The sequence below is a fragment of the Limimaricola variabilis genome, assembly GCF_034371605.1.
GTDB classification, from domain to species: Bacteria; Pseudomonadota; Alphaproteobacteria; order Rhodobacterales; family Rhodobacteraceae; genus Limimaricola; species Limimaricola variabilis.
Map to the genome: position 1 here is coordinate 252,097 of NZ_CP139692.1, position 25,230 is coordinate 277,326.

Annotated in this window: 20 protein-coding genes and 1 pseudogene; 18 read left to right on the forward strand and 3 right to left on the reverse strand. The window is 66.2% G+C overall.

The annotated features are described in order from the left end of the window. Positions 1–240: 240 nt before the first annotated feature. The 11 genes from T8T21_RS17010 to T8T21_RS17060 all read left to right on the forward strand — a co-directional run bounded on the left by T8T21_RS17010 (position 241) and on the right by T8T21_RS17060 (position 14,911). On the forward strand, positions 241–1,350 hold the full coding sequence (locus T8T21_RS17010) for an ABC transporter ATP-binding protein (protein WP_322337615.1): 1,110 nt from the start codon (positions 241–243) through the stop codon (positions 1,348–1,350). 59 nt (positions 1,351–1,409) lie between these two features. Further along, the gene (locus T8T21_RS17015; protein ID WP_407660145.1) at positions 1,410–2,339 is read left to right on the forward strand and encodes an ABC transporter permease; all 930 of its coding nucleotides are present in this window, start codon (positions 1,410–1,412) and stop codon (positions 2,337–2,339) included. A 13-nt stretch (positions 2,340–2,352) separates the two neighbouring features. Then, positions 2,353–3,231, forward strand: a complete 879-nt coding sequence (locus T8T21_RS17020; RefSeq protein WP_322337617.1) for a carbohydrate ABC transporter permease — start codon at positions 2,353–2,355, stop codon at positions 3,229–3,231. Positions 3,232–3,260: 29 nt separating this feature from the next. After that, a complete protein-coding gene (locus tag T8T21_RS17025; RefSeq protein ID WP_322337618.1) occupies positions 3,261–4,808 on the forward strand; it encodes a type 2 periplasmic-binding domain-containing protein in 1,548 nt (515 codons plus the stop codon). 72 nt (positions 4,809–4,880) lie between these two features. Continuing rightward, on the forward strand, positions 4,881–7,214 hold the full coding sequence (locus tag T8T21_RS17030) for a DUF4962 domain-containing protein (protein ID WP_322337619.1): 2,334 nt from the start codon (positions 4,881–4,883) through the stop codon (positions 7,212–7,214). 65 nt (positions 7,215–7,279) lie between these two features. Beyond that, positions 7,280–8,026, forward strand: a complete 747-nt coding sequence (locus T8T21_RS17035; protein WP_322337620.1) for an SDR family NAD(P)-dependent oxidoreductase — start codon at positions 7,280–7,282, stop codon at positions 8,024–8,026. A 166-nt stretch (positions 8,027–8,192) separates the two neighbouring features. Next, positions 8,193–9,713: an aldehyde dehydrogenase (NADP(+)) gene (locus T8T21_RS17040; RefSeq protein WP_322337621.1), complete on the forward strand. Its 1,521-nt coding sequence runs from the start codon at positions 8,193–8,195 to the stop codon at positions 9,711–9,713. Then, complete coding sequence (locus tag T8T21_RS17045; protein WP_322337622.1) at positions 9,710–10,654, forward strand: sugar kinase; 945 nt, start codon at positions 9,710–9,712, stop codon at positions 10,652–10,654. The genes T8T21_RS17040 and T8T21_RS17045 overlap by 4 nt, the downstream gene beginning before the upstream one ends. Before the next feature lie 63 nt (positions 10,655–10,717). Further along, positions 10,718–12,181 carry a polysaccharide lyase family 7 protein gene (locus T8T21_RS17050; protein ID WP_322337623.1) on the forward strand — a complete coding sequence of 488 codons (1,464 nt, stop codon included), beginning with the start codon at positions 10,718–10,720 and terminating at the stop codon, positions 12,179–12,181. 151 nt (positions 12,182–12,332) lie between these two features. Beyond that, on the forward strand, positions 12,333–13,697 hold the full coding sequence (locus tag T8T21_RS17055; protein WP_322337624.1) for an MATE family efflux transporter: 1,365 nt from the start codon (positions 12,333–12,335) through the stop codon (positions 13,695–13,697). A gap of 125 nt (positions 13,698–13,822) precedes the next feature. Further along, positions 13,823–14,911: a DUF2332 domain-containing protein gene (locus T8T21_RS17060; RefSeq protein ID WP_322337625.1), complete on the forward strand. Its 1,089-nt coding sequence runs from the start codon at positions 13,823–13,825 to the stop codon at positions 14,909–14,911. 46 nt (positions 14,912–14,957) lie between these two features. On the opposite strand, the gene manD is transcribed toward T8T21_RS17060, so the two are convergent. From manD to T8T21_RS17075, 3 genes are all read right to left on the reverse strand, one after another. After that, a complete protein-coding gene (gene manD, locus T8T21_RS17065; RefSeq protein WP_322337626.1) occupies positions 14,958–16,184 on the reverse strand; it encodes a D-mannonate dehydratase ManD in 1,227 nt (408 codons plus the stop codon). Positions 16,185–16,197: 13 nt separating this feature from the next. After that, positions 16,198–17,346, reverse strand: a complete 1,149-nt coding sequence (locus tag T8T21_RS17070; RefSeq protein ID WP_322337627.1) for a Gfo/Idh/MocA family protein — start codon at positions 17,344–17,346, stop codon at positions 16,198–16,200. 194 nt (positions 17,347–17,540) lie between these two features. Further along, positions 17,541–17,687 carry a hypothetical protein gene (locus tag T8T21_RS17075; RefSeq protein ID WP_322337628.1) on the reverse strand — a complete coding sequence of 49 codons (147 nt, stop codon included), beginning with the start codon at positions 17,685–17,687 and terminating at the stop codon, positions 17,541–17,543. A 412-nt stretch (positions 17,688–18,099) separates the two neighbouring features. Between T8T21_RS17075 and kduD the strand changes: the two genes are divergently transcribed. The 7 genes and pseudogenes from kduD to T8T21_RS17110 all read left to right on the forward strand — a co-directional run bounded on the left by kduD (position 18,100) and on the right by T8T21_RS17110 (position 25,119). Continuing rightward, on the forward strand, positions 18,100–18,843 hold the full coding sequence (kduD, locus tag T8T21_RS17080) for a 2-dehydro-3-deoxy-D-gluconate 5-dehydrogenase KduD (protein WP_322337629.1): 744 nt from the start codon (positions 18,100–18,102) through the stop codon (positions 18,841–18,843). A 334-nt stretch (positions 18,844–19,177) separates the two neighbouring features. Further along, the gene (locus T8T21_RS17085; RefSeq protein ID WP_322337630.1) at positions 19,178–19,516 is read left to right on the forward strand and encodes a MarR family EPS-associated transcriptional regulator; all 339 of its coding nucleotides are present in this window, start codon (positions 19,178–19,180) and stop codon (positions 19,514–19,516) included. Positions 19,517–19,786: 270 nt separating this feature from the next. Further along, positions 19,787–20,918, forward strand: a pseudogene (locus tag T8T21_RS17090) (IS3 family transposase). A gap of 189 nt (positions 20,919–21,107) precedes the next feature. Next, entirely contained in the window at positions 21,108–22,439 is a 1,332-nt protein-coding gene (locus tag T8T21_RS17095; RefSeq protein ID WP_322337631.1) for a nucleotide sugar dehydrogenase, read from the forward strand. Between the two features lie 12 nt (positions 22,440–22,451). Next, positions 22,452–23,402: a Gfo/Idh/MocA family protein gene (locus T8T21_RS17100; RefSeq protein WP_322337632.1), complete on the forward strand. Its 951-nt coding sequence runs from the start codon at positions 22,452–22,454 to the stop codon at positions 23,400–23,402. Next, on the forward strand, positions 23,399–24,004 hold the full coding sequence (locus T8T21_RS17105) for an acyltransferase (protein WP_322337633.1): 606 nt from the start codon (positions 23,399–23,401) through the stop codon (positions 24,002–24,004). Before T8T21_RS17100 ends, T8T21_RS17105 begins: the two co-directional genes overlap by 4 nt. Further along, a complete protein-coding gene (locus T8T21_RS17110) occupies positions 24,001–25,119 on the forward strand; it encodes a DegT/DnrJ/EryC1/StrS family aminotransferase (protein WP_322337634.1) in 1,119 nt (372 codons plus the stop codon). The genes T8T21_RS17105 and T8T21_RS17110 overlap by 4 nt, the downstream gene beginning before the upstream one ends. Positions 25,120–25,230: the final 111 nt, after the last annotated feature.

Consider the following 25,230-nt stretch of genomic DNA (forward strand, 5'->3'; position numbering starts at 1 on the left):
TAAAGTCCGGTTCGACAGCGCGCGTTCCGTCGAATGGAGCGAACCTATGGGCGGTAAAGCGCTTATTAACCTTTCTTTCCCGCCAGGCGGTCGCGTGCCTCTCGGCAGTCGGGACATGATCTTGTTAACAGTTGATTGCCGGTTTGCCAGTCAGTTGTCAATATTTGTATTGATCACTCCTGACGAATCCGATAGTCATGCTGCCAGTGCTTCCACGTCGGGGCCGAAAGGGAGGGGACCATGTCAGGCGTCAGTCTCGAAAAAATCGTCAAACGCTACGGCGCGCTCGAAGTCGTCCACGGCATCGACCTGGAGATCGCGGCAAAGGAATTCGTGGTGCTGGTCGGACCGTCGGGTTGCGGCAAGTCGACGACGCTGCGGATGATCGCCGGGCTCGAGGAGATCTCGGGCGGCACCTGCCGGATCGGCGGGCGGGTCGTGAACCGCGTCGCGCCCAAGGATCGCGACGTCGCGATGGTGTTCCAGAACTACGCGCTCTACCCGCATCTGAGCGTCGCGGACAACATCGCCTTCGGGCTGCGCATCCGCCGCACGCCGAAGACCGAGATCGCCGCGTCGGTCGAGGAAGTGGCCGGGATCCTCGGGCTCACCCCCTATCTCGACCGCCGCCCCGCCGACCTGTCGGGCGGCCAGCGCCAGCGCGTCGCCATGGGCCGCGCCATCGTCCGCCACCCGGAAGTGTTCCTCTTCGACGAGCCTTTGTCGAACCTCGACGCCAAGCTGCGCACCCAGATGCGGGCCGAGATCAAGCGGCTGCACAAGCGGCTCGGCGTGACCTCGGTCTATGTGACCCACGACCAGGTCGAGGCGATGACGCTGGCCGACCGCATCGTGGTGATGCGCGACGGCCGGATCGAGCAGGTCGGCACGCCGATGGAGCTGTTCAACAACCCCGCCAACACCTTCGTCGCGGGCTTTCTCGGCTCGCCGCCGATGAACCAGTTCGAGGCGGTGGTCGAGGGCGGCGACGCCCAGCCGGTGGCGGTGACGCGCGGCGCCCGGATCGCGCTGCCGGCGCTCGAGGCGCTGCGCCATGCACAGGGCCGCCGGGTGATCATCGGCATCCGCCCCGAGCACGCCTCGATCAGCCCGGTCTCGGGCGGCTCGACCGTGCCGGTCGAGCTCGACCTGATCGAGACGCTGGGCTCGGAGGCGCTGCTGCACAGCTCGATCGGCGACACGCCCTTCGTGATCAAGGCCGAGACCGGCGGCGACACCGCGCATCTGAGCGGCGTCAACGCCTTCCACGTCGCGCCCGAGCGGGTCAAGGTCTTCGACCACGACACCGGCCGGGTGCTCTCGGCGCCCCGGGTGGGAGTGGCGGCATGAGCCATCAGGAGAGCATCGGTCCATCGACCGAAGAGCTGGTCATCGAGTCGCGCGAGGCGCTGCGCGACCGGGCCAAGAAGCGCGCCGCACGGCTTGGCGATCATTTCAAGCGCGAGTGGCAGATCTACGTGCTGCTGCTGCCGACGATCATCTGGTTCCTGCTGTTCCTTTACAAGCCGATGTACGGGCTGCAGATCGCGTTCAAGGACTACTCGATCTTCCGCGGCATCGACGGCAGCCCCTGGATCGGCTTCGAGCATTTCCGCACGCTGTTCGACAACGACCAGTTCCTGCGGGCGATCAAGAACACCGTCATCATCAGCTTCTTCAGCCTGCTGTTCGGCTTTCCGGCGCCGATCCTGCTGGCGCTGATGTTCAACGAGATCCTCAACCAGACCTACAAGCGGACCGCGCAGACCATCGTCTACCTGCCGCACTTCATCTCGACCGTGATCATCGCCGGCATCGTGATGACGGCCTTCTCGCCCTCGGCGGGGATCGTCAACACCGTGCTGGAATGGCTCGGCATGGAGCCGATCTACTTCCTGACGCGGCCCGAGTGGTTCCGCCCGATCTTCATCGGCTCCGGCATCTGGCAGGAGGCGGGCTTCCAGTCGATCGTCTATCTCGCGGCGATCGCTGGCGTGAACCCCTCGCTCTACGAGAGCGCGGTGGTCGACGGCGCCAGCCGCTGGCAGATGATGTGGAAGGTCACGCTGCCCTCGATCCTGCCGACGATCATCATCATGCTGATCATCCGCATCGGCAACCTGCTCGAGGTGGGCTTCGAGCTGATCATCCTGCTCTACCAGCCCGCGACCTACGAGACGGCGGACGTGATCAACACCTTCATCTACCGCCAGGGCCTGCAGCAGGGGCAATACGACCTCGCCGCCGCGGCCGGCCTGTTCAACGCCGTCGTCGCCTTCGTGCTGGTGATGACCGCCAACACCATCTCCAAGCGCGTGTCGCGCACGTCGCTGTGGTGAGGAGGGCAACGCCATGAACATGAATCTCTACTCACGCGGCGACAAATGGTTCGTCATCGCCAACATGGTGCTGGTGGGGCTGTTCACGATCTCGACGCTCTACCCGTTCATCTACATCGCCGCGGTTTCCTTCAGCTCGGGCTTCGCGGCGGCCGCAGGCACCGTGGTGCTGGCGCCGGTCGAGTTCACGCTGGCGGCCTATGAGCGGGTGCTGAGCGAGCCGGAGTTCTGGCGCTCCTACGCCAACACCTTAGTCTACACCTTCGGCGGCACGGCGGTGAGCCTGCTGATCATCATCCCCGGCGCCTACGCGCTGTCGCGGCCGCAGCTGATCGGGCGCAGGTTCTGGAACCTCTTCGTGGCCTTCACCATGTGGTTCAACGCCGGCCTGATCCCGTTCTTCCTGAACATGCGCGATCTGGGCCTGCTCGACAGCTATTTCGGGATCATCATCGGCTTCGCGCTGAACGCCTTCAACATCATCCTGCTGCGCAACTTCTTTGAATCCATCCCGTCCTCCTTCGAGGAGGCGGCGCGGATGGACGGCGCCAACGAGTTCCAGGTGCTGTGGAAGGTCTACGTGCCGCTGTCCAAGCCGGCGATCGCCACCATCACCCTGTTCTGCATCGTGGCGCGCTGGAACGGCTTCTTCTGGGCGATGGTGCTGCTGCAAAGCGAGGACAAGATCCCGCTGCAGGTCTATCTGCGCCAGCTGATCGCCGAGCTGTCCGACGACGAGGAGTTCACCAGCACGCTGATCGACGCGGCCTATTCGGTCGAGACCGTCACCGCCGCGATCATCGTCTGCTCCATCATCCCGGTGCTGCTGATCTACCCCTGGGTGCAGAAGTACTTCAACAAGGGCATCCTTCTGGGAGGGGTGAAGGAATGACCGACAACACGCGATTTGGGAGGAGAACCATGCGTAAAACGACACTGTCCGCCGCGTTCCTGGCCACCACCATGCTGGCCCAGCCGGGCTTCGCCGAAGAGCATCTGAGGATCGTCGAGGAGCCGCTCGAGCTCACGATCCACTTCCACTGGCCCCGCAACCAGGGCTACGAGGAGAACTACCCGGTCGAGCAGGCGGCGCGCGAGATGACCGGCATCCACCTCAAGGACGCCACCGCCGGTCGCAACACCCCCGACCACAACGAGGCGATGAACCTGCTGCTGGCGCAGGGCAACCTGCCCGACATCGTCGGCGGCAACCGGATCAAGGACCCGGTCAACCAGTACGGCCCCGAGGGCGCCTTCCTGCCGCTCGACGAGCTGATCGAGGAGCACGCGCCGCACATCAAGGCGCTGTTCGACGAGCGGCCCGAGCTGCGCGACGCGATGGCCTCCTGGGACGGCAACATCTACTACGTGCCCTACCTGCCCGACGGCAAGTTCGGTCGCGCCTGGTACATCCGCCAGGACTGGCTCGACGCGCTGGGGCTGGAGCAGCCCGACAATGTCGAGGAGCTTTACCAGGTGCTGGTGGCGTTCCGCGACCAGGACCCCAACGGCAACGGCAAGAAGGACGAGATCCCGATCTTCGAGCGCCAGTGGGAGGAGCTGATCCGCTTCGTCACGCTGTGGGACGGCCGGTCCTCGGGCTCGGACACCTATCACGACTTCTACGTCGACAATGGCGAGATCAAGCATCCCTACGCCACCGAAGGCTACCGCGAGGGGATCAAGAACCTCGCCAAGTGGTACGCCGAGGGGCTGATCGACCCCGAGATCTTCACCCGCGGCTCGAGCGCGCGTGAATACCTGCTGTCTGAGAACCTCGGCGGGCTGACCCATGACTGGTTCGCCTCGACCTCGGGCTACAACGACGCGCTGCAGGAGAAGGTGCCGGGCTTCAACTTCGTGCCGATGCTGCCACCCGAGAGCGTCAGCGGCCAGCGCATCGAGGAGCATCGCCGCACCCCGCTCAAGCCCGATGGCTGGGCCATCAGCTACGCCAACGAGCATCCCGTCGAGACCATCAAGTATTTCGACTTCTGGTTCACCGAGGAAGGCCGCCGGCTGTCGAACTTCGGCGTCGAGGGCGAGCATTACGAGATGGTCGACGGCACGCCGACCTACACCGAGGAGGTGCTGACCAGCGACCAGCCGGTCAACAGCCAGATGTGGGAGATCGGCGCGCAGATCCCGCGCGGCTTCTACATGGATTACGGCTATGAGTGGCAGTGGACCTCCGATGCCGCCCGCGAGGGCATCGAGCTCTACGAGGCCAACGACCTGCTGATCGACCAATTCCTGGGCGTGAGCTTCAACCAGGAAGAGCAGGCGACCTACGACAAGTACTGGCCCTCGATCCTGACCTACATGCTGGAGCGCCAGCAGGCCTGGATCCTCGGCACCGGCGACGTCGAGGCGGATTGGGACGACTACATGTCCCAGCTCGAGAAGCGCGGCCTCGATGAGGTGCTGGAGGTGATGAACTCCGCCTATGAGCGCCAATACGAAAGCTGATGCCGGCAACGGGGGGCCGCAGGCGGCCCCCCGGACCACGCCCCATTCCCATACGACCGAGGACGCACGCGCATGGCCATCATGACCGCCGAACCCCAGACCGCCTATCTCGACGAACCCGCCGCCGGCCGTCTCAACATCCGCTACGCGCCCGATGAGGGGGCGGCCCTCACCGAGAACCCGCCGCGCTTCACCTGGCTGCCGGTGGTCGACGAGGCGGCGCGCTACGTGCTGCGCCTGTCGACCGATCCGGAGTTTCCCGAGGGCGCGACGCAGCTCTTCACCGACCTGCCGCTCAACTTCCTGACGCCCGACGCGGCGCTGCCGCCGGGCCGTTGGCACTGGTCCTACGCGGTGTGGGACGCCGCGGCGAAGCGCCCCGCCACCCGCTGGAGCCGGAGCCGCGCCTTCGACCTGCCCGAGGGGCTGCCCGAGACGCCGCTGCCGGGCCGCGCCGACCGCTACGCTAAGGCCGACATGGCGCATCCGCGCCTCTGGCTCGGACCCAGGGAACTCACGGCCTTCCGCGAGGCGGTGGCCGCCGATCCTCAGCATTGCAACTGGCAGAATTTCTTCGACAAATCGGTGGCGCCCTGGCTCGACCGCGAGATCATGGCCGAGCCCGCGCCCTATCCGAACAACACCCGCACCGCGCCGATCTGGCGGCAAACCTATATCGACTGCCAGGAGCTGATCTACGCGATCCGCCACCTCGCCATCGCCGGCAAGGTGCTCGGCGACGAGGCGATGGTGGCCCGCTCCAAGGAATGGCTGCTCTCGGCTGCCGACTGGGATCCGGCGGGCACCACCTCGCGCGGCTACACGGATGAGTGGGCCTTCCGCGTCGCGGTGGCGCTGGCTTGGGGCTATGACTGGCTGCGCGACGTGCTCGACGCGGAGGAGGAGGCCCGGGTGCGGCAGGCGCTGCTGGCGCGGACCCGCGAAGTTGCGGATCACGTGATCCGCCACGCCCATATCCATCTCTTCCCCTATGACAGCCATGCGGTGCGCTCGGTCTCGGCCGTTCTCGTCCCGGCCTGCATCGCGCTGCTCGACGAGGAGCCCGAGGCGCGCGACTGGCTCGACTACTCGATCGAGTTCCTCTGGACGGTCTATTCGCCCTGGGGCGACGCCGATGGCGGCTGGGCCGAGGGGCCGCATTACTGGATGACCGGCATGGCCTATCTCACCGAGGCCGCCAACCTGCTGCGCAACTTCACCGGGCTGAACCTCTACGAGCGGCCCTTCTTCCAGAAGACCGGGGATTTCCCGCTCTACACCAAGGCGCCCGACACCCGCCGCGCCACCTTCGGCGACGACAGCACGATGGGCGATCTGCCCTGCCTGAAGATCGGCTACAATCTGCGCCAATATGCGGGCGTCACCGGCAACCCGGCCTATCAGTGGTATTTCGACGAGATCTGCCGCAACGACCCGGGCACCGAAGGCGCGTTCTACAATTACGGCTGGTGGGACCTGAACTTCGACGATCTGATGTATCGCCACGACTGGCCGCAGGTCGAGGGCGCCGCTCCCGGGCCGCAGGACCGGCTGCGCTGGTTCAAGGGGATCGGCTGGGCCGCGATCCAGAGCCACATGGACGACCCGGACCGGCATCTGCAATTCGTGATGAAATCCTCGCCCTTCGGCTCGATCAGCCACAGCCATGGCGACCAGAACGCCTTCTGCCTGTCGGCCTTCGGCGAGGATCTGGCGATCCAGTCGGGGCACTACGTCGCCTTCAACTCGACCATGCATCAGGGCTGGCGGCGTCAGACCCGGTCGAAGAACGCGATCCTGATCGACGGCAAGGGGCAGTATGCCGACAAGGACAAGGCGCGCGCCATGGCGGCGACCGGCCGGATCCTCGCGGCCGAGGATCGCGGCGAGGAGATCTACATCCATGGCGACGCGACCGAGGCCTACCGCTCGCTGAGCCTGGAGGTGACCCATGTCAGCCGCGAGGTGCATTTCGTCCATGACGACTACTTCGTCATCGTCGACAGCATCGACGCCGAAAGCCCGGTCTCGATCGACTGGCTGCTGCACGCCAACGGCCCGTTCGATCTCGGCCAGGCCTCGTTCCGCTATACCGGGCAGAAGGCGGGCTTCTACGGCCAGGTTGTCTGGTCCGAGGCGGGGATGCCGGAGCTGAGCCAGAAGACCGGCTTCGAAGGTGTCGATCCCAAGGAGATCGAGGGGCTGCCGGTCAGCACCTGCCTGACCGCGCGCTTTCCCAAGGCGACCCGCCACCGGATCGCGACGCTGCTGGTGCCCTACCGGCTGGAGGCGCCGAAGCGGATCTTCCACTTCCTCGACGATCAGGGCTACGACTGCGACCTCTACTTCACCGACGCCGAGGAGCGGACCTTCAAGCGGGTGATCAAGAAGCTCGCCCGCACCTGACGCATCCCGCCGCCCGGACGCGGTCCGGGCGACGCCAATCCACCAAGACACGAAGGACCGAACACATGGAACTCAAGGGCAAGACCGCGATCGTTTCGGGCGGCGGGCGCGACATCGGCCGCGCCTGCGCTATCCGCCTCGCCAAGGCGGGCGCCAATGTCGCGATCAACTACTACAAGAGCGGCGAGGGCGCCGAGGCGGCCGTGCGCGAGATCGAGGAGATGGGCGGCCGCGCCTTCGCCATGCAGGGCGACATGACCGACCCCGCGCAGGTCAAGGCTTTCGTCGCCGCGGCGGCCGAGACCTTCGGCGCCATCCACGTGGTGATGCCGGTGACCGGCGGGCTGATCGCCCGCAAGACCATCCCCGAGATCACGGTCGAGCATTGGCAGGCGGTGATGGACGTCAACGTCACCTCGGCCTTCCTGCTGATCCAGGCGGCGCTGCCGCACATGACCGAGGGCGGGGCGATCGTGAACATGGCCAGCCAGGCGGGCCGCGACGGCGCCGGCGGCGGCGCGCTGGCCTATGGCGCGGCCAAGGGCGCGATCATGACCATGACCCGCGGCATGGCCAAGGAGCTGGCCCCGGCGATCCGCGTCAACGCGCTCTGCCCCGGGCTGATCGACACCGACTTCCACAACATCTTCACCAAGCCCGAGGTGCGCAAGATGGTGGCCGGCAACACACCGCTGAAGCGCGAGGGCACCTCCGAGGAGGTGGCCGAGCTGGCGGTGTTCCTGGCCTCGCCAGCGGCGTCCTTCATCACCGGCGCCAATGTCGACATCAACGGCGGCCTGGTCTTCTCCTGATCCTCCCCCGGGGCCGCCTTGCGCGGCGGCCCCGTCAATCCCCCACGGGCTCCGAGCGCCGCCCCCTTTTTTGGGGCGCGGCCCGCTCGCCCCAGATTTCATCCCCATCTGCCCGCCTGACGCGGGCGGGCTGGCCCGCCGCGACGACATCCGAAAGGAGCTTTCCATGCTCAAGACCAAGCACCTGATCGCCGGAGAATGGCTCGACGGCAGCACGACCTTCGAGAACCAGCCGATCCACGGCACGCCGGAGACGTTCCAGGCGGGCAACCCCGAGCTGGTCGAGCGGGCCTGCGCGGCGGCGGAAGCGGCCTTCGACAGCTATTCGGCCACCAGCGGCGCGCAGCGCGCGTCCTTCCTGCGCCGCATCGGCCAAGAGATCGAGGCGCGCGGCGCCGAGATCACCGAGATCGGCATGCGCGAGACCGGCTTGCCGGAGGCGCGGCTCAACGGCGAGCGCGGGCGTACCGTGGCCCAGCTCAACCTCTTTGCCGACCATGTCGAGGCGGGCAAGCATCTCGACCTGCGCCACGACAAGGCGCTGCCCGAGCGCCAGCCGCTGCCGCGCCCCGAGCTGCGGATGATGCAGCGCCCGATCGGCCCGGTGGCGGTGTTCGGCGCCTCGAACTTCCCGCTCGCCTTCTCGAGCGCCGGCGGCGACACGGCGGCGGCGCTGGCGGCGGGCTGCCCGGTGGTGATCAAGGGCCACTCGGCGCATCCCGGCGTGGCCGACATCGTGGCGCAGGCGGTCGATGCCGCGCGCGCGGCCAAGGGGCTGCATCCCGGCGTGTTCGGCCAGATCCAGGGCGGCAACCGCGCCGTGGGCGAAGCGCTGGTGCGGCATCCGCTGATCCGGGCGGTGGGCTTCACCGGCTCTCTCGCCGGGGGCCGCGCCCTGTTCGATCTGTGCGCGCAGCGACCCGACCCGATCCCGTTCTTCGGCGAGCTGGGCTCGATCAACCCGGTCTTCGTGCTGGAGCGCGCGCTGGCCGCGCGCGGCGGCGAGATCGCGCGGGGCTGGGCTGCCTCGCTGCTGATGGGGGCGGGGCAGTTCTGCACCAATCCCGGCGTCGTGGTGCTGCCCGCCGGCGACCGGGCCGAGAGCTTCATCGACGCGGCGCAGGCGGCGCTAGAGGAGGCCCCCGACCAGCCGATGCTGACGCCGGGCATCGCCAGTGCCTTCCGCGCCGCGCGCGATGCGATGGTCGCCAATGGCCGCGCCGAGACCCGGATCGCCCGCGAGAGCGACCCGCGCCACGCGGCACCTGCGCTCTTCGTCACCCGCGCCAGCGACTGGCGTGCCGATCACAGCCTGCACGAGGAGGCCTTCGGCCCCTTGGGCGTCGTGGTGCTGGCCGAGAGTGCCGAGGAAATGCGCGAGGTGGCGCGCGAGCTGGAGGGGCAGCTCACCGCGACCCTGCAGATCGAGGACGCCGATGCCGAGGCCGCCGCGCCGCTGCTGCGGATCCTCGAGCGCAAGGCGGGACGGGTGCTGGCCAACGGCTTCCCGACCGGGGTCGAGGTCTGCGACTCCATGGTGCATGGCGGGCCGTATCCGGCCTCGACCAATTTCGGCGCCACCTCGGTCGGCACGCTTTCGATCCGCCGTTTCCTGCGGCCGGTCTGCTTCCAGAACCTGCCCGAGGCGCTGTTGCCCGAGGAGATGCGCGGAGCGGCGCAGTCATGAAGCCGCCGCTCGTCCTCTTCGTCGGCGAGCCGATGATCGAGCTGTCGGTGCCGGAAGACAGGGACACCGCGCGGCTCGGCGTGGCGGGCGACGTGCTCAACGCCGCGATCTACATGCGCCGGGCGCTGCCACCGCCGGCGCGGATCGAGCTGGTCACGGCGCTCGGGCAGGACCGGTTCTCGGACCGGATCGAGGCGTTCATGCGGGCCCACGGGGTGGGCTGCGACCGGGTCCGACGCGATCCGGAGCGCGGCCCTGGCCTCTACGCGATCGAGACCGACGCGGCGGGCGAGCGCAGCTTTGCCTATTGGCGCGACGCCTCGGCCGCGCGGCGGATGTTCGGCGCCGATGACGCGCCCGACTTCTCGGCGCTCGACGGGGCGAGCCATGTCTTCCTGTCGGCGATCACCCTGGCGATCCTGACGCCCGCCATCCGCGCCGCGCTGCTTAACCGGCTGGAGGAGATGCGCGCCGAGGGGGTGACGATCTGCTTCGACAGCAACTACCGCCCCCGCCTGTGGGAGAGCGTCGAGGCGGCGCGCGCGAGCGTCGCGCGGGCCTGGTCGATCACCGATATCGGCTTTCCCTCGATCGACGACGAGATGGCGCTCTTCGGCGAGAGCGAGGCCGAGGCGACGCGTCGGCTTCGCGGCTATGGCATGTCGCTTTGCGTGCTCAAGCGCGGCGCCGAGGGGCCGCTGCTGCTGGCGCCGCGGCAGGCCGGGCCGGCGCCGGACTATGCCCGCGCCGATCGGGTGGTCGACACCACCGGGGCGGGCGACGCCTTCGACGGCACCTTTCTGGGGGCCTGGCTGGGCTGGCGCGGCACGCGCGAGGCGCTGCGCCGCGCGCATGAGATGGCGTCAAGAGTCGTGGCCGCGCCGGGCGCGATCCTGCCCGACATGGCCGAGGACGGGGAGGTGCTGCGGGGCGTGGGCTGACCGCCTCCCGGTTTCACAAGTTTTCTGCGCGCAAGCGCGTTTGCCCGCTCGGGGAGGAGCGACATGACGAACAGGACCATTTTCAATCGCGGGGGATCCGCGCTGCTGATCGCGGGGGCGCTGTGGCCCGCCGCCGCCGCGGCGCAGGCGCCGCAGGACTGCGCCGAGATCTCGCCGCTGGCCGTTGTCGCGGCCACGGATGACGGCAGCTTCGACGCCGAATACGGCCCCGAGCGGGTCTTCGACAATGATTTCGATCCGGACTCGCGCTGGTCGTCCGAGGGGGTTGGCAAGCGGATCACCCTCGATCTCGGCGCGGAGCAGGCGCTGCGCGAGGTCGGCCTCGCTTTCTACAAGGGCGACGAGCGGCGCACGAGCTTCGATATCGAGGCGTCGCAGGACGGCGAGATCTGGGTGCCGTTGATCGAGTGCGGCCAGAGCGGCGGCAAGAGCACCGCGATCGAACGCTTCGAGGTGCCCGCCACCGCCGCGCGCTACCTGCGGCTGACGGGGCAGGGCAACGAGAAGAGCGGCTGGAACAGCCTGATCGAGATGCAGGCCTTCGGCTGCGGGCCGGGCGCGGTCGCAGAGCTCAACGATGGCAGCGACACGGCGCGGAAGGCGAGCATGAGCAAGACCGGCCTCGACCTGCGCATCGACGTGCCGCCGAGCGAGAATTTCGACCTTGCGGGATGGAAGCTGACCCTGCCCGCCGATCTCGACGGCAACGGCAAGGTGGACGAGATCTCCGAGACCGATCTGCAGGGCTGGTCGGATGAGCGGTTCTTCTACACCGACCCCGTGACCGGCGGCATGGTGTTCCGCACCGTGCCGGGCGGCGTCACCACCTCCGGCTCGAGCTATGCCCGCTCGGAACTGCGCGAGATGATGCGGCGCGGCGACGAGAGCATCCCGACCCGCAACGATGACGGCACGCCCACCGCCAACAACTGGGTCTTCTCCTCGGCCCCCGAAGAGGCGCAGGCGATGGCCGGCGGCGTCGACGGGGTGATGCGCGCGACACTGGCGGTCAACCAGGTCACGCGGATCGGCGAGGCGGGCAAGGTCGGCCGGGTCATCATCGGCCAGATCCACGCCAAGGATGACGAACCGATCCGGCTCTATTACCGCAAGCTGCCCGGCAACAAGTTCGGGTCGATCTACTACGCCCATGAGGCGGTGGGCGAGGACGACGTCTATGTCGAGATGATCGGCGACCGGGGCGATCATGCCGAGAACCCCGCTGACGGGATCGCGCTCGACGAGACCTTCTCCTACGAGATCGCGGTGCGCGGCGAAGAGCAGGACGGTGCGCTGCGGCCGATGCTGCATGTCTCGATCAGCCGCGATGACGGAAGCGTGGTCGAGGCGGAGCCCTACGACATGAGCGGCAGCGGCTACTCGGTCGCCGACGACTTCATGTACTTCAAGGCCGGGGCCTATTCGCAGAACAACACCAGCGACCGGCCGGACCGCGATTTCGACCAGGTGACCTTCTTCGCGCTCGAGGCGACGCACGACCGCTAGGTCCGTGCCCGGGGCGGCCGGGAAGCCATCCCGGCCGGCCGCGGCCGCCTCGCGCCCCCTGCCGGGGCCAGGGCGGCCAAACCCGTCGGAATGACGATTTCCCCGCGCGTCGATCCGGCCCGGATCCGCGCCTTTCGGTTTGATGGAACAGATGTCTGACACCGCCTCCCGCCCCGCCGTGCCCACCAACCGCACGGTTTTCGACGTCGCATGGCCGTTGACCTTCAAGGCGATGATGGTCAACGGCATCGTGCTGATTGACGCCTACCTCGTCTCCGGTCTGGGCGAGCCGGCGCTGGCCGCGATGGGCCTTGCCGCGGCCTTCGGCAGCCTGATGGTCGGCACGCTCTTCGCCTTCTCCACCGCGACGCAGATCCGGCTCGCACAGGCGGCGGGGTCGGGGCGGGCGGTGGCGCTCAAGACCGGGTTCTATGCCGGGTTGATCACCAATCTCGCGGTCGCGGCGATCGGCATCCTGTTCGTCGCGATCTTCGGCGGCATGGTGCTGGAGCGAGTCGCGCACACGCCCTGGATCGCGAGCCAGGCGCAAAGCTATCTCAACGTCTTTCTGCTGGTGGTGTTGTGCGAGGCGGTGGCGCAATGCATCGGCAGCTTCTTCAACGGCAGCGGTCGCACCATCATCCCGCTCAAGAGCTACGTCGTCTCGATCCCGATCAACGTGGCGACGAGCTGGCTGCTGATCCATGGCGCGGGCGGATTGCCCGCCTTTGGCGTCACCGGCGCCGCGATCGGCAGCGTGCTCGGCGCGTTGGCCCGCACGCTGTTTCTCGCCGTGAGCTTTCACCGCGAGACCGGCAGCTACCGTCACGAGCCGGGCTGGCTGCACGGCACGCTGGCGCGTTCGCTGGGGCGGCATCTCAACTTCTCCACGCCGATCGCCGCCACCTTCGTCAGCAACGCCGTGGCGAACTACGCCGGGACGCTGCTCTTCGCGAAGATGAGCGTCAACCAGTTCGCGGCGCTGACGCTGATCCTGCCATGGGTGCAGGCGGCGGGCACCTTCGGCATCGCCTGGGCGCAATCGACGGGGATCATCGTCGCCCAGCTTCTGGGCAGCAACCGCAGCGGCGACGAGCTCGACCATTTCCTCGGCCGGGCCTGGCGCATGGCCTTCGTCGCGGCGGGGCTGGTCTCGGCGGCCTATCTGGTCATCTGCCTCGGCTCGGGCTGGATCTACGGCAATCTGGAGGCGGAGACCCGCGCCGCGCTGCTGAGCTTCCTGCCGGTGCTGTTGCTGCTGCCCTTTCCCAAGGGGTCGAACGCGATCTGCGGACAGACGCTGCGGGCGGGCGGCGACACGCTCTATGTCATGAACATCTTCGTCGCCGCGCAATGGCTGGTGCGGATTCCGCTGACCGCGCTCTTCGTGCTGCATCTCGACCTGTCGGTGACCTGGGTCTTCGCGCTGTTCCTCGTCGAGGAGCTGGTGAAGTTCCCGCTGTTCCACCTGCGGCTCTACAAGGGCGAATGGAAACGCGGCCTCGCGGCGGAATGACCGGCGGGGCAGGGGCTGGGCGCGCCTAGGCGCGCCGCCTCCCGAAATTCTCGGCCGCCCTCGCGAAGGGCGGCCGCTTGATGCATGGTCCGGGCTGTCACCAGCGAACCGCAAGGGAGGCCGAATTGCCCGAGAGCCAGAAAATCCGCGATGCCTTCATCTTTCAGGGCCGAGCCTGCGAAAGCCTCGGCTCGCCCTTCATGGGGCGGCTGATGCCGCTGCTCGGGGAACGGCTCGGAGACGACATGGCCGTCGGCGCGCGCTGTCTCGCCTGGGAAGGGGATGTCGGGCCTTCGGGGCAGTCGGTGCCGCTTCGGCTAGCGGGGGCGCTTCATGGGCTGGTGCTCGACGGTAGCGCGCCCGCCCTTGCCGCGGCCTATCCGCCGCATGCCGTTTCCGACGAGGCTCTGTGGGCCGCAATCGAGGAGACGTTGCGGGCGCATGAGGCCCGGGTTCTCGACTGGCTCGACCGCGCCCCGCAGACCAACGAGGTGCGCCGGGCCGCGGTGGTGATCGCGGGCCTTTGGTGGGCCCTGGGCGAGACCGGCACCCGGCCGGTGGTGCTGTCCGAACTGGGGGCGAGCGGCGGGCTGAACCTGGCGCTGGATCGCTTCTCGGTCGCGTTGGACGGAGCGCATCACGGCCCTGCCGACGCCGCCGTGGCACTGGCGCCCGAATGGCGCGGCCGCAATCGGCCCGATCCGCATCCGGTCACGGTAGTGGAGCGCGGCGGCGTGGACCTGGCGCCGCTCGATCCGGCAGATCCGTCGGACCGGCTCCGGCTTCTCGCCTATCTGTGGCCCGACCAGCCCGAGCGACTGGCCCGGACGCGTGCCGCGATGGCCGTGGCGACCGCGCGGCCGGAGGCGGGCGATGCCGCGCCCTGGCTCGCCCGCCGTCTTGAGACGCGCCGTCCCGGCGCACTCCATGCCGTCTATACGACCATCGCGGCGCAGTATTTTCCCGATGCGACCCGCCGCGCCATCGCCGACCATCTCCGGGAAGCCGGCAGGGCTGCCACGGCGGACGCGCCGCTCCTGCATCTCGCGCTGGAGGCGGATGGCGGCGAGCCGGGTGCCGGGCTGACCGCGACGCTTTGGAGCGGCGGCGCGCCGCGGCAGGTCCTGCTCGGCCGGGCCGATTTCCATGTAGACTGGATCGAGTGGTCGCCCGAGCCCGCGGATGCACCGTTCTATCCGCTCACGGGACACTGACGGGACGAACCTGCCGCGCCCGATCGGCGGCGCGGCAGGCCTCCGGTCAGTAGTTCCACATCGTTCCGTCCGCGAGCCGCACGACGGGATGGCTGCCGGGCTGATATTCGTAGCGGGCGGCCTCGCGCTCGTCGAAATCGACGCCGAGCCCGGGCGCATCGCTGACATGGACCATGCCGTTCACCATCCGGTGGTCGGACGGGAACAGCGCGTCGCATTCCGGCGTGCCGAGGACGAGGTATTCCTGGATGCCGAAATTGGGCGCCCAGGCGTTGAGATGCGCCTGCGCCGCCATGCTGATCGGCGAATGGCTTGGCGCGCCGTGAAAGCCGGTGCGCACGTGGTGCAGCGCGGCGAGATCGACGATCCGCTTCACATGGGTGATGCCGCCGGCGTAGGTAACGGCGACGCGGATGAAGTCGATCAGTTCCTCCTCGATCAGCCGGTTGCAGTCCCAGATCGAGTTGAACACCTCGCCGATGGCCACCGGCACGGTGGAGTGCTGCCGCAGCAGCCTGAGCGCGTCCTGATCGTCGGCGGGCGTCGGATCCTCGAGCCAGAACAGCCGCGCCGGCTCCACCTCCTTGGCGAAGGCGGCCGCCTCGCGCGGGGTCAGCCGGTGATGCACGTCGTGCAGGATCTTCAGCTCGGAACCGAACCGCTCGCGGATCTGCATCAGCGCCTCGGGCATGAAGCGCAGATACTTGTCGCTGTCCCAGATCTCGAGCTTGGGGCGGATGCCGGTGTAGTCGGTGATGTAGTGCTTCGTGCCGCCCTTTTGCTCCGGCACGGCATAGCTCGCCGTCGGCATGCCGGGGATGCCGCATTGCACGCGCACCGCCTTGTAGCCGTCCTCCACGTAATGCGCGATCGAGTCCATCAGGTCTTCGAGATCGGCGCCGGTGGCATGGGCATAGACCAGCGCGCCCTCCCGGCTCTTGCCGCCGAAGAGCTGGTAGAGCGGCATGTTCGCAAGCTTGCCCTTGATGTCCCACAGCGCCATGTCGATGGCGCCGAAGGCCGCCATGGCGATCGGCCCGCGCCGGAAATAGGCGCCGCGATAGAGGAACTGCCAGATATCCTCGCTGTTGCGCGGGTCGAGCCCGATCAGGTTCGGCACGAGGTAGTCCTGCAAATACGTGGCAGGCAGCGTCTCGCGGTTGTTGAGGGTGGCGTCGCCCAGGCCGTAGACGCCCTGATCGGTCATGATCTTGAGCGTGACGTAGTTCTTCTTGGGGCCGCCGATAAACACTCGGGCATCGGTGATCTTCATCTCTCGTCTCCGTTCAGGCCGCGCGGCTGGGCGTGGCCGGCTGCGCAAGCTGCGTCCAGTTGGCGTTGCGGCGGATCAGCTCGATGATCTGTTGGTACTGGCTGCCCTCGGCGAAGGTCGGGTAGGGTGCGACCGCCTCGCCACGGATGTCGCGGACGAATTCGCGCGCGAGATAGTGCCAGCATTGCTCGGTCTCGCCCTGCACCTGCGGCACCATCGCGGCGATCTCGCCGGGCAGGGGCCGTTCCTGCCAGCCCGTTTTCCGGTCGTGCAGGTAGAGCGGGCCGGTGCCGTAGTGACCCTTGACGTAGATCGCGCCCTCGCTGCCGTAGAAGACGATGTGATCCTCGTGAAAGCGCGGCACCAATCCGCCATGTTTGAACAATACCGAGACCGGTCTTTCGGCCAGCGCGCTCTCGATCTGCGCCAGCACGGTGTAGGACCATTCGACGTTGCTCTCGCCCCATTCGAGGGTCGGGCCGTTCAGGTCCTCGGGGATGAAGGCGCGGCGCGTGGCGAAGTTGTGCACGCCCTCGACAATCGGCGCGCGGCCGAGATCGTCGCGCCCCTCGCCGCTCATCGCGAGGATCCTCTCGCCGATCACCGAGGCCACGATCGACAGCGTGTGGGTGAAGTTGTTGTTGAGCCGACCACCGCCCGCCTCCTTGCGGTGCGACCAACCGAAGGGGATCTCGCGCTCGAGGTTGAAATGCGAGATGCACTCCACCTCGGTCGGCGCACCGATGGCGCCCTCGGCCACCAGCTTCCTGGCGTGCAGCACGCCCGGCGCGTAGCGAAAGCTCGCCGCATAGGCGGTTTTCACGCCGCGCCGCTGCGCCAGCTCGTAAAGCTCCGCCGCCGTCTCGGCGCTGTCGGTCATCGGCTTGTCGCAGAAGACGTGGCATCCAGCGGCGATGGCCTGCTTGATCGGCTCGTAATGGGCGCCGCCCGGCGTCGCGATCGAGACGATGTCGGGGCGGCACTGCTCCAGCGCCGCCTGCCAATCGGTGCCGGCATGCGGGATGCCGAGCTTTTCGGCCACTTCGGCGACGACATGCGGCGTGCGCCCGACCATGCCCACGATCTCTGCTCCGGCCGCGCGGAAGGCTTGGGCATGGCCCTGGCCGGCGAAACCGGTGCCGGCAATCAATACTCTGGTCATCTGGTCCTGTTCTCCGCCTCTAGGGGGATGGTTGAAGCTGCGGGCCGCCCGCCGGGGCGGACCCATGGAAAAGCGCGGGGCGGTGAGCCGCGCCGCCGCACTGGCGGTTCAGCCGTATTGGCGTGCGTAGGCGGCATCGGTAATTCCATGTTCGCCAGGTGGCCCCGGCCTCTATAGTTCGTCGCGGCGTGGCCTCAGTTCGCCATCGGCCGTTCGATCAGACCATGCAGCCGTTCATCGCCGAGCAGCGCGCCGATCTGCCGCGCCGTGTCGCCGATATGCGCCCGCAGCGCCGCCTCGGCCCGGTCCGAGCCGGGCAGATGTGCCGAGATGCTCTGCAATGCTGGCTCCCCTCTGTCAGTCGGGGACTGGCGAGGCTTGCGAACCAGCCATTCCCTTACGGAAGCTGATATGTCAGTCAGGGTTATTTGTAAATAGATTCGTAAACTTGTTCAGTCTGTGTGGGTAAGGGATTTGCTTTGATGGAAAATTTGGCCAAGAGTTGGTAATGATTGGCGGAGAGAGCGCGAGGCGTCTTGCCGAGGAGTGCCGGGGCCGGGCCATCTGGAACTGAAACCACCGCCTCAATGCACCGCCCCTTGTATAAGATTTACAAATACGACAAGTTCATCACGGTGGTGATGGAGCCGCACTGGCGATACACCAAGGAGGCCACATGCAGCGCGCAGTCCTTTCCAGCCCCTTAAGGCATACGATCGGACCGGGCTGTGTCAGGGTAGGCGAGGTGCCGCGATGACCGATCTCTTTTCGCTCGCAGGCCGCCGGGCGCTGGTCACCGGCGCCAATGCGGGGATCGGTCGCGCCATCGCCGTGACGCTGGCAGGGCAGGGCGCCCATGTCATCTGCGCCGGCCGCCGCGACTGCGACGAGACGCTGGCCGAGATCGCGGCAGCCGGAGGCGCGGGTGAAGGGCTTCGGCTCGACTTTGCAGACCCGATGGCGGCGCGTGATGTCTTCTCGGGTGCGGGGATTGACATCCTTGTCAACAATGCCGGCATCATCCGCCGCGCCGACAGCGTCGACTTCACCGAGGCCGACTGGGACGAGGTGGTCGATGTCAACATGAAGGCGGTCTTCTTCACCACCCAGGCCTTCGGCCGCGAGTTGATCGGGCGCGGGCGCCCCGGCGCGGTGGTCTCCATCGCCTCCTTGCTGTCCTTTCAGGGCGGCATCCGCGTGCCATCCTACACCGCCTCCAAGCACGGTGTGGCGGGTCTGACCAAGATCCTCGCCAACGAATGGGCCGCGCATGGTATCACCGTGAACGCCGTGGCGCCGGGCTATATCGCCACTGCCAACACCGAGGCGCTGCGCGACGACCCGGAGCGCTCCCGTGCCATCCTCGAGCGCATCCCGGCGGGTCGTTGGGGCGCGCCAGAGGATATCGGCGGCACGGTCGCCTTCCTCTGCTCGCATGCGGCGCGCTACATGACCGGGGCGGTGATCAATGTCGACGGAGGGTGGCTGGCGCGCTGAGACGAGGGAACTGACCCCCAGTGGATCCGACGGACAGGTCAGCCGCACGGCCTGACGATGGCTCCCGGCATGACGGCGTTCGACGCCATCTCGGTTCCCGGCGCACGAGCGCAGTGAACGTCTCCGCACTGCCGCTATCGAGCCGACCCGATCCGAAAACCTCTGGTCAACCGGCCGACATCGGGGCAATAGGCTACCGACAGGAAACTCCCCACGCCCGATTGCCATTTCCCGCAGTGGTTGATATGCGTTCATTCGTGAACGCTGGATTCCCGCGCATTCCGACATCCCCGAGCTCCCTCGCGAGTCTCGGTGCGGCAGCCATGGACAGGCCATGATCCCCGAAGACCTTCGTTTCCGGCTCCTCCGCCTGCTAGAAACCAATCCTACGCTGTCCCAGCGCGAGATCGCGGCTGAACTCGGTCTGAGCCTCGGTCGCGTGAACTACGTGCTGCGCGCCTTGATCGAGAAGGGCCAGGTCAAGACCCGCAACTTCCGCATGTCGCCGAACAAGCTGCGATATGCCTACCTCCTGACACCTGGGGGAATTGAAGAGAAGGCGCGGCTGACCACGGGGTTCTTGCAGCGCAAGCTCGCCGAACACGAGGCGTTGCAGGCCGAGATCGAGGCGCTGCAACGCGAACTTGGTCGGGCGAGAGGCGACGGTCGATGATTGACGTTATCGCACATTTGCCGATCTTAACGAAACCGTCTACGCCTGCTACGAGAACTGCGCTTGTATCTCGGCCCCCTGCGGTGCGCCGGAGCATCCCAATGTCCGGTTGGATGCCGGGAATGTCGCTGATTCTGGGCGAACCGGTCCTAACCCCACCTGTTTGTTGGAGCGGTGGTTTGGAACGCCGGAGCCGGCTGCCAGTGAGGTGGCCCCCGAAATCCGGACCCACTGCTAAGCTTGCGGCCAACGATGGCGAGGACGAACAGCGTGGCTGGCAAACGGGAGAACCACAGCGCCGAGTTCAAGGCGAAGGTGGCCCTCGAGGCCATACGGGGTGAGGCGACGGTCGCCGAACTGGTGGCGAAGCATGGCGTGCATCAGACGGCAATCAATACTTGGAAGCGCCAAGCGCTCGAGAGCATGGCCGGGATATTCTCTGGCAAGGCCGAAGCGAACGCGGCCGAGAAGGACAGTCAGATCGAGAAACTTCACACGAAGATCGGGCAGCTTGTGGTTGAGCGCGATTTTTTAGCCAAAGCCTCCGGCCGGTGAGCGTGTCCCGGAGGCGAGAGATGATCGAACCTCAGCATCCCGCGTTGCCCGTCAGTCGACAATGCGCGTTGATCGGCATCAGCCACTCGGCCTGATATGGGCTGAGAACGGGAGAAAGCTCACTGAACCTCGCGCTGATGAAACTGATCGACGCACAGTTTCTCGAAACGCCGTTCTATGGCAGCCGGCAAATGGCGCGACACCAGCGGAACCAAGGCTGCAGCGTGGGACGCAAGCGCGTCCGGCGGCTGATGGCGAAGATGGGCCTACGCGCGGTCTAGCAGAGGCCACGCACCTCCGTGCCCCACCCAGAGCACCGCAAATGGCCCTACCTGCTGCGAGGCATGGTGATCGACCGACCGAACCAGGTCTGGTGCGCGGATATCACCTACATTCCGATGCAAGGGGGTTCCTCTATCTCGTCGCTATCATTGATTGGGCGACGCGCCGCGTTCTCTCCTGGCGGCTATCAAACACCATGGATGTCGAGTTCTGCATCGAGGCGTTGGAGGACGAGATGCAGCGCCACGGGCTGCCGAAGATTTTCAACTCAGATCAAGGCAGCCAATTCACCAGCCCGCGCTTCACCCAGCTTTTGCTGGATGCAACGGTGAAGATCTCGATGGACGGCCGTGGACGCTGGATGGATAACGTCATGATAGAGCGCCTATGGCGGTCCCTGAAATACGAGTGCGTCTATCTGAACCCCTTCGAGACCGGCTCGGCGGCCCGGGCGGGTATCGGAAGGTGGATCGAGTTCTACAACACTGCGCGGCCTCACACGGCGCTCGGTGGACGAACACCGGCCGAGGCCCATGCGGGCCCTGACTTGAAAGCGGCGGCATGATTAACAGGCAAACTTAGCAACGCCGCGAACTTGTCTGGAAAATTGGGACCACCTCACATAGCGGGTTTCTTGCAAGCCAGCCGGGGAAATATGAAACCTACGGCCCGAGATCGGAACGCTGCAACAATTCCACACAAAATCGCCCCCTTACCTCGCCGCGCGCGAACCGTGTTTCAAGGAAAACAGGACATGAATGTCATCCAACCTTCTTTCTCCGCGCTGGAGACACTTATCACGCGCCTGCACGACCGCACGGCAACCATCGGCATCGTCGGCTTAGGTTACGTCGGGCAGCCGCTGGCGTTGCGCTATGCGGAGATCGGCTATAAGGTGGTTGGGTTCGACATTAGCCAAGGGCTGGTAGCTAAGCTCAACGGCGGGCAGAGCCCGATCGAGCACATCGACGACACTCGCATCGCCGAGGCCCTAGCAGAGGGCTTCGAGGCAACGACCGATTTTGCACGGATCGCTGAGGCCGACGGCATCATGCTCTGTGTCCCCACCCCGCTGAACAAGTATCGCGAGCCGGACCTGAGCTTTGTCATCGACACGGTGGAGCAGATCGCGCCGTATCTGCGCGAGGGGCAGGTGGTGGCGTTGGAAAGCACCACCTACCCCGGCACCACCAAAGAAGAAATCGTGCCGCGCTTGGAGCGTGGCGGACTGACAGTGGGTAAGAATGTTTTTGCGGTCTACTCCCCCGAGCGCGAGGATCCGGCTAACCCCGAATTCACAACCAGCACCATTCCCAAGGTGGTCGGCGGCCACACGCCCGCCTGTCTCAAGGCGGGCAAGGCACTATACGAGCATGCAATTGACACACTGGTGCCGGTGAGCTCGACCGAGACGGCCGAGATGACCAAGCTCCTGGAGAACATTCACCGCGCCGTGAATATCGGCTTAGTCAACGAGATGAAGATCGTAGCGGACCGTATGGGCATTGACATCTTCGAGGTGATCGATGCGGCGAAGACCAAGCCGTTCGGCTTCACCGCCTATTACCCTGGCCCGGGCTTGGGCGGACACTGCATCCCGATCGACCCTTTCTATCTAACTTGGAAAGCGCGTGAATATGGGTTGCACACGCGCTTCATTGAACTAGCAGGCGAGGTGAATCGTGCGATGCCGGAGTATGTGATCGGCAAGTTGACCAGCGCGCTGAACACCCGCGGCAAGTCGGTGAAGGGGTCACGCATCCTAGTCCTGGGCATTGCCTACAAGAAAAACGTCGACGACATGCGTGAAAGCCCCTCCGTAGAGATTATGGAGGCCATCCGTGCGCTCGGTGGCGCTCTGAGCTACGCCGACCCGCATGTGCCGGTCTTCCCGAAGATGCGCGAGCACCACTTCGACCTGAATGCCACGCCGCTGACCGCCGAGACGCTGACAGCGCAGGATGCGGTGATCATCGCCACTGACCACGCGGCCTTCGATTACGAACTGATCCGCGCGCATGCGCCCCTGATTATCGACGCGCGCGGCATTTATCGCGACCCCGCCGACAACATAGTGCGCGCCTGAGGAGATTCAGACATGAAGACTTTTGCCCTAATAGGTGCCGCCGGCTACATTGCTCCGCGCCACATGAAGGCGATGAAGGAAACCGGCAACGAGTTGGTGGCTGCGCTAGACCCCAACGACTCCGTCGGGATCATAGATAGCTATTTCCCGGATGCACATTTCTTCACGGAGTTCGAGCGTTTCGACCGCCATATCGACAAGCGGCGGCGCGCTGGTGAAGCGCAGATCGACTACATGTCAATCTGCTCGCCCAACTACCTGCACGACAGCCACATGTGCTTCGCGCTGCGCTCGGGGGCAGAGGTAATTTGCGAGAAGCCGCTGGTCCTGGATCCTCGGAACATCGACGGTCTATCCGAGATAGAGCGCGATACCGGCCAAAAGATCAATACCATATTGCAGTTGCGGGTGCACCCCTCGATCATCGCACTGCGGGAGAAGGTGCGCGCCGCCTCGACGCATGGCCGTAAACACGAGGTTGACTTGACCTACATTACCTCGCGCGGACGCTGGTACATGCAAAGCTGGAAGGGTGACACTCGAAAGTCCGGCGGCATCGCCACCAACATCGGAGTGCATTTCTTCGACATGCTGCATTTCCTTTTCGGGGCGCTGCAGGATAACCGTGTCCACCTTAACGATCCGACGAAGGCTGCGGGCTACCTCGAATACGAACACGCGCGCTGCCGCTGGTTTCTGTCGCTCGACGTGAACGACGTGCCGCAGGCCTCGTTTGAGGCGGGGCAGCGCACCTACCGCTCAATCACCATTGACGGCGAGGAGATCGAATTCTCCGGTGGCTTCACCGACTTGCACACCCTTTCCTATAAGGAGATCCTCGCCGGACGCGGCTTCGGAGTCGAAGAGAACCGCGTGGCAATCGAAACCGTATCCGCGATCCGCGAAGCCCGGCCAGTGACGAACGACGACTTGGCGCATCCCTTCGCGAGCCGCGCCGCATGAGCAACGTGATGATCCATCCCAGCGCCATTGTCGACGACGGCGCTCAGATCGGCGCGGGCAGCCGGGTCTGGCATTTCGCGCATGTCTGCGGCGGTGCCCACATCGGAGGTGGGGTATCGCTGGGGCAGAATGTCTTTGTCGGCAACCGAGTCGTGATCGGCGATAACTGCAAGATCCAGAACAATGTGTCGGTCTACGACAATGTCACACTCGAGGAGGGGGTGTTCTGTGGACCTAGCATGGTGTTCACCAATGTGCACAATCCGCGCGCCCTGATCGAGCGCAAGTCGGAGTACCGCAATACAATAGTGCGCCGCGGTGCCACCCTAGGGGCGAATTGTACCGTGGTCTGCGGCAACACGGTTGGGGCGTATGCCTTTGTCGCGGCGGGGGCGGTGATTATCCGTGACGTACCGGATTTTGCGCTGATGGCCGGCGTTCCCGCACGCCAGATCGGCTGGATGAGCGCTTGGGGCATGCAACTCGACCTACCGCTCGCAGGCAGTGCGGAAGCGGTCTGCCCCCACACTGGTGATCGCTACCTGTTGACTGAGGGGGTGCTGCGGCGCGAGGCCGCAGACACGGAAGGAGAACCGACATGATCTCCTTCATCGACCTGGCCACGCAACAGGCTCGCATCAAGGCACGCCTCGATGCCAGCATCGCACGGGTGCTGGCACATGGCACCTACATCCTAGGGCCCGAGGTCGTCGAGCTGGAGGAGCGCTTGGCAATCTTCACTGGCGCGACGCACTGTATCAGCTGCGCCAATGGCACCGACGCGCTGCAGGTGGCGCTGATGGCGCTCGGCGTGGGACACGGCGACGAGGTGATCACGCCAGGCTTCTCCTATATAGCCACCGCCGAGACAGTGGCGGTCCTGGGTGCGCGTCCGGTGTACGTCGACATCGACCCGGTGAGTTATACACTCGACTCGACGCTTCTCGCGGCGGCGATCACGCCGCGCACCCGCGCGATCATTCCAGTGTCGCTCTACGGGCAATGCGCCAATTTCGAGGCCATCAACGCTATCGCGGCGGCGCATGACTTGCCGGTGATCGAGGACGGAGCGCAGAGTTTTGGCGCGACGCTGGATGGCCGGCGCTCCTGCAACCTCTCCGACATCGGCTGCACCAGCTTCTTCCCCTCCAAGCCACTGGGCTGCTACGGTGACGGCGGCGCGATCTTCACTTCGGATGCGGAGCTAGCGCTGCGCCTGCGCCAGGTTGCCCGCCACGGCCAAGACCGACGATACCACCACCTGCGCGTTGGCGTGAACAGTCGGCTGGACACGCTGCAAGCGGCGGTGCTGCTCACCAAACTTGAGATCTTCGAGGAAGAGCTGGTGCTGCGCGATACGGTAGCCGTGCGGTACACTGCCCTCCTGGCGGATCGCGGTATCACAGCGCCAAGCATCGCGGAGGGCCGCAGCAGCGCTTGGGCGCAATATACCATCCGTGTGCCGCAGCGCGACGCGGTGCAAGCGCACTTGAAGTCGGCTGGCATTCCTACGGCAGTGCATTACCCGCTTCCACTGAACCGACAACCCGCAGTGGCCGACGACAGTGTCCACCTACCGGTGGGCGACAGGGCGGCGCATGAAGTCATGAGCCTACCGATGCATCCCTACCTCGAAGCGGCAACGCAGGAACGCATCGCCGATACGCTGGCGGAAGCTCTGGCCGCGGTCGCCGCAAACGAGGGAGCGCCTGCGTAATGGCGGCCCTACGCGTCCTGATCCCGTTTCATGCCTCCCCCGATAGCTTTCAGGACAACGTTGCCTACACGCTGCGCGCGATGGGCCACACAGTCATGTTGGCCCCCGGGC

Bases quoted from the DNA above. Each gene is read 5' to 3' on its own strand.
- T8T21_RS17050 (WP_322337623.1), top strand. From the start codon at position 10,718: ATGACGAACAGGACCATTTTCAATCGCGGGGGATCCGCGCTGCTGATC.
- T8T21_RS17110 (WP_322337634.1), top strand. From the start codon at position 24,001: ATGATCTCCTTCATCGACCTGGCCACGCAACAGGCTCGCATCAAGGCA.
- kduD (WP_322337629.1), top strand. From the start codon at position 18,100: ATGACCGATCTCTTTTCGCTCGCAGGCCGCCGGGCGCTGGTCACCGGC.
- T8T21_RS17010 (WP_322337615.1), top strand. From the start codon at position 241: ATGTCAGGCGTCAGTCTCGAAAAAATCGTCAAACGCTACGGCGCGCTC.
- T8T21_RS17055 (WP_322337624.1), top strand. From the start codon at position 12,333: ATGTCTGACACCGCCTCCCGCCCCGCCGTGCCCACCAACCGCACGGTT.
- T8T21_RS17020 (WP_322337617.1), top strand. From the start codon at position 2,353: ATGAACATGAATCTCTACTCACGCGGCGACAAATGGTTCGTCATCGCC.
- T8T21_RS17030 (WP_322337619.1), top strand. From the start codon at position 4,881: ATGGCCATCATGACCGCCGAACCCCAGACCGCCTATCTCGACGAACCC.
- manD (WP_322337626.1), bottom strand. From the start codon at position 16,184: ATGAAGATCACCGATGCCCGAGTGTTTATCGGCGGCCCCAAGAAGAAC.
- T8T21_RS17095 (WP_322337631.1), top strand. From the start codon at position 21,108: ATGAATGTCATCCAACCTTCTTTCTCCGCGCTGGAGACACTTATCACG.
- T8T21_RS17025 (WP_322337618.1), top strand. From the start codon at position 3,261: ATGCGTAAAACGACACTGTCCGCCGCGTTCCTGGCCACCACCATGCTG.
- T8T21_RS17035 (WP_322337620.1), top strand. From the start codon at position 7,280: ATGGAACTCAAGGGCAAGACCGCGATCGTTTCGGGCGGCGGGCGCGAC.
- T8T21_RS17045 (WP_322337622.1), top strand. From the start codon at position 9,710: ATGAAGCCGCCGCTCGTCCTCTTCGTCGGCGAGCCGATGATCGAGCTG.
- T8T21_RS17040 (WP_322337621.1), top strand. From the start codon at position 8,193: ATGCTCAAGACCAAGCACCTGATCGCCGGAGAATGGCTCGACGGCAGC.
- T8T21_RS17070 (WP_322337627.1), bottom strand. From the start codon at position 17,346: ATGACCAGAGTATTGATTGCCGGCACCGGTTTCGCCGGCCAGGGCCAT.
- T8T21_RS17105 (WP_322337633.1), top strand. From the start codon at position 23,399: ATGAGCAACGTGATGATCCATCCCAGCGCCATTGTCGACGACGGCGCT.
- T8T21_RS17085 (WP_322337630.1), top strand. From the start codon at position 19,178: ATGATCCCCGAAGACCTTCGTTTCCGGCTCCTCCGCCTGCTAGAAACC.
- T8T21_RS17100 (WP_322337632.1), top strand. From the start codon at position 22,452: ATGAAGACTTTTGCCCTAATAGGTGCCGCCGGCTACATTGCTCCGCGC.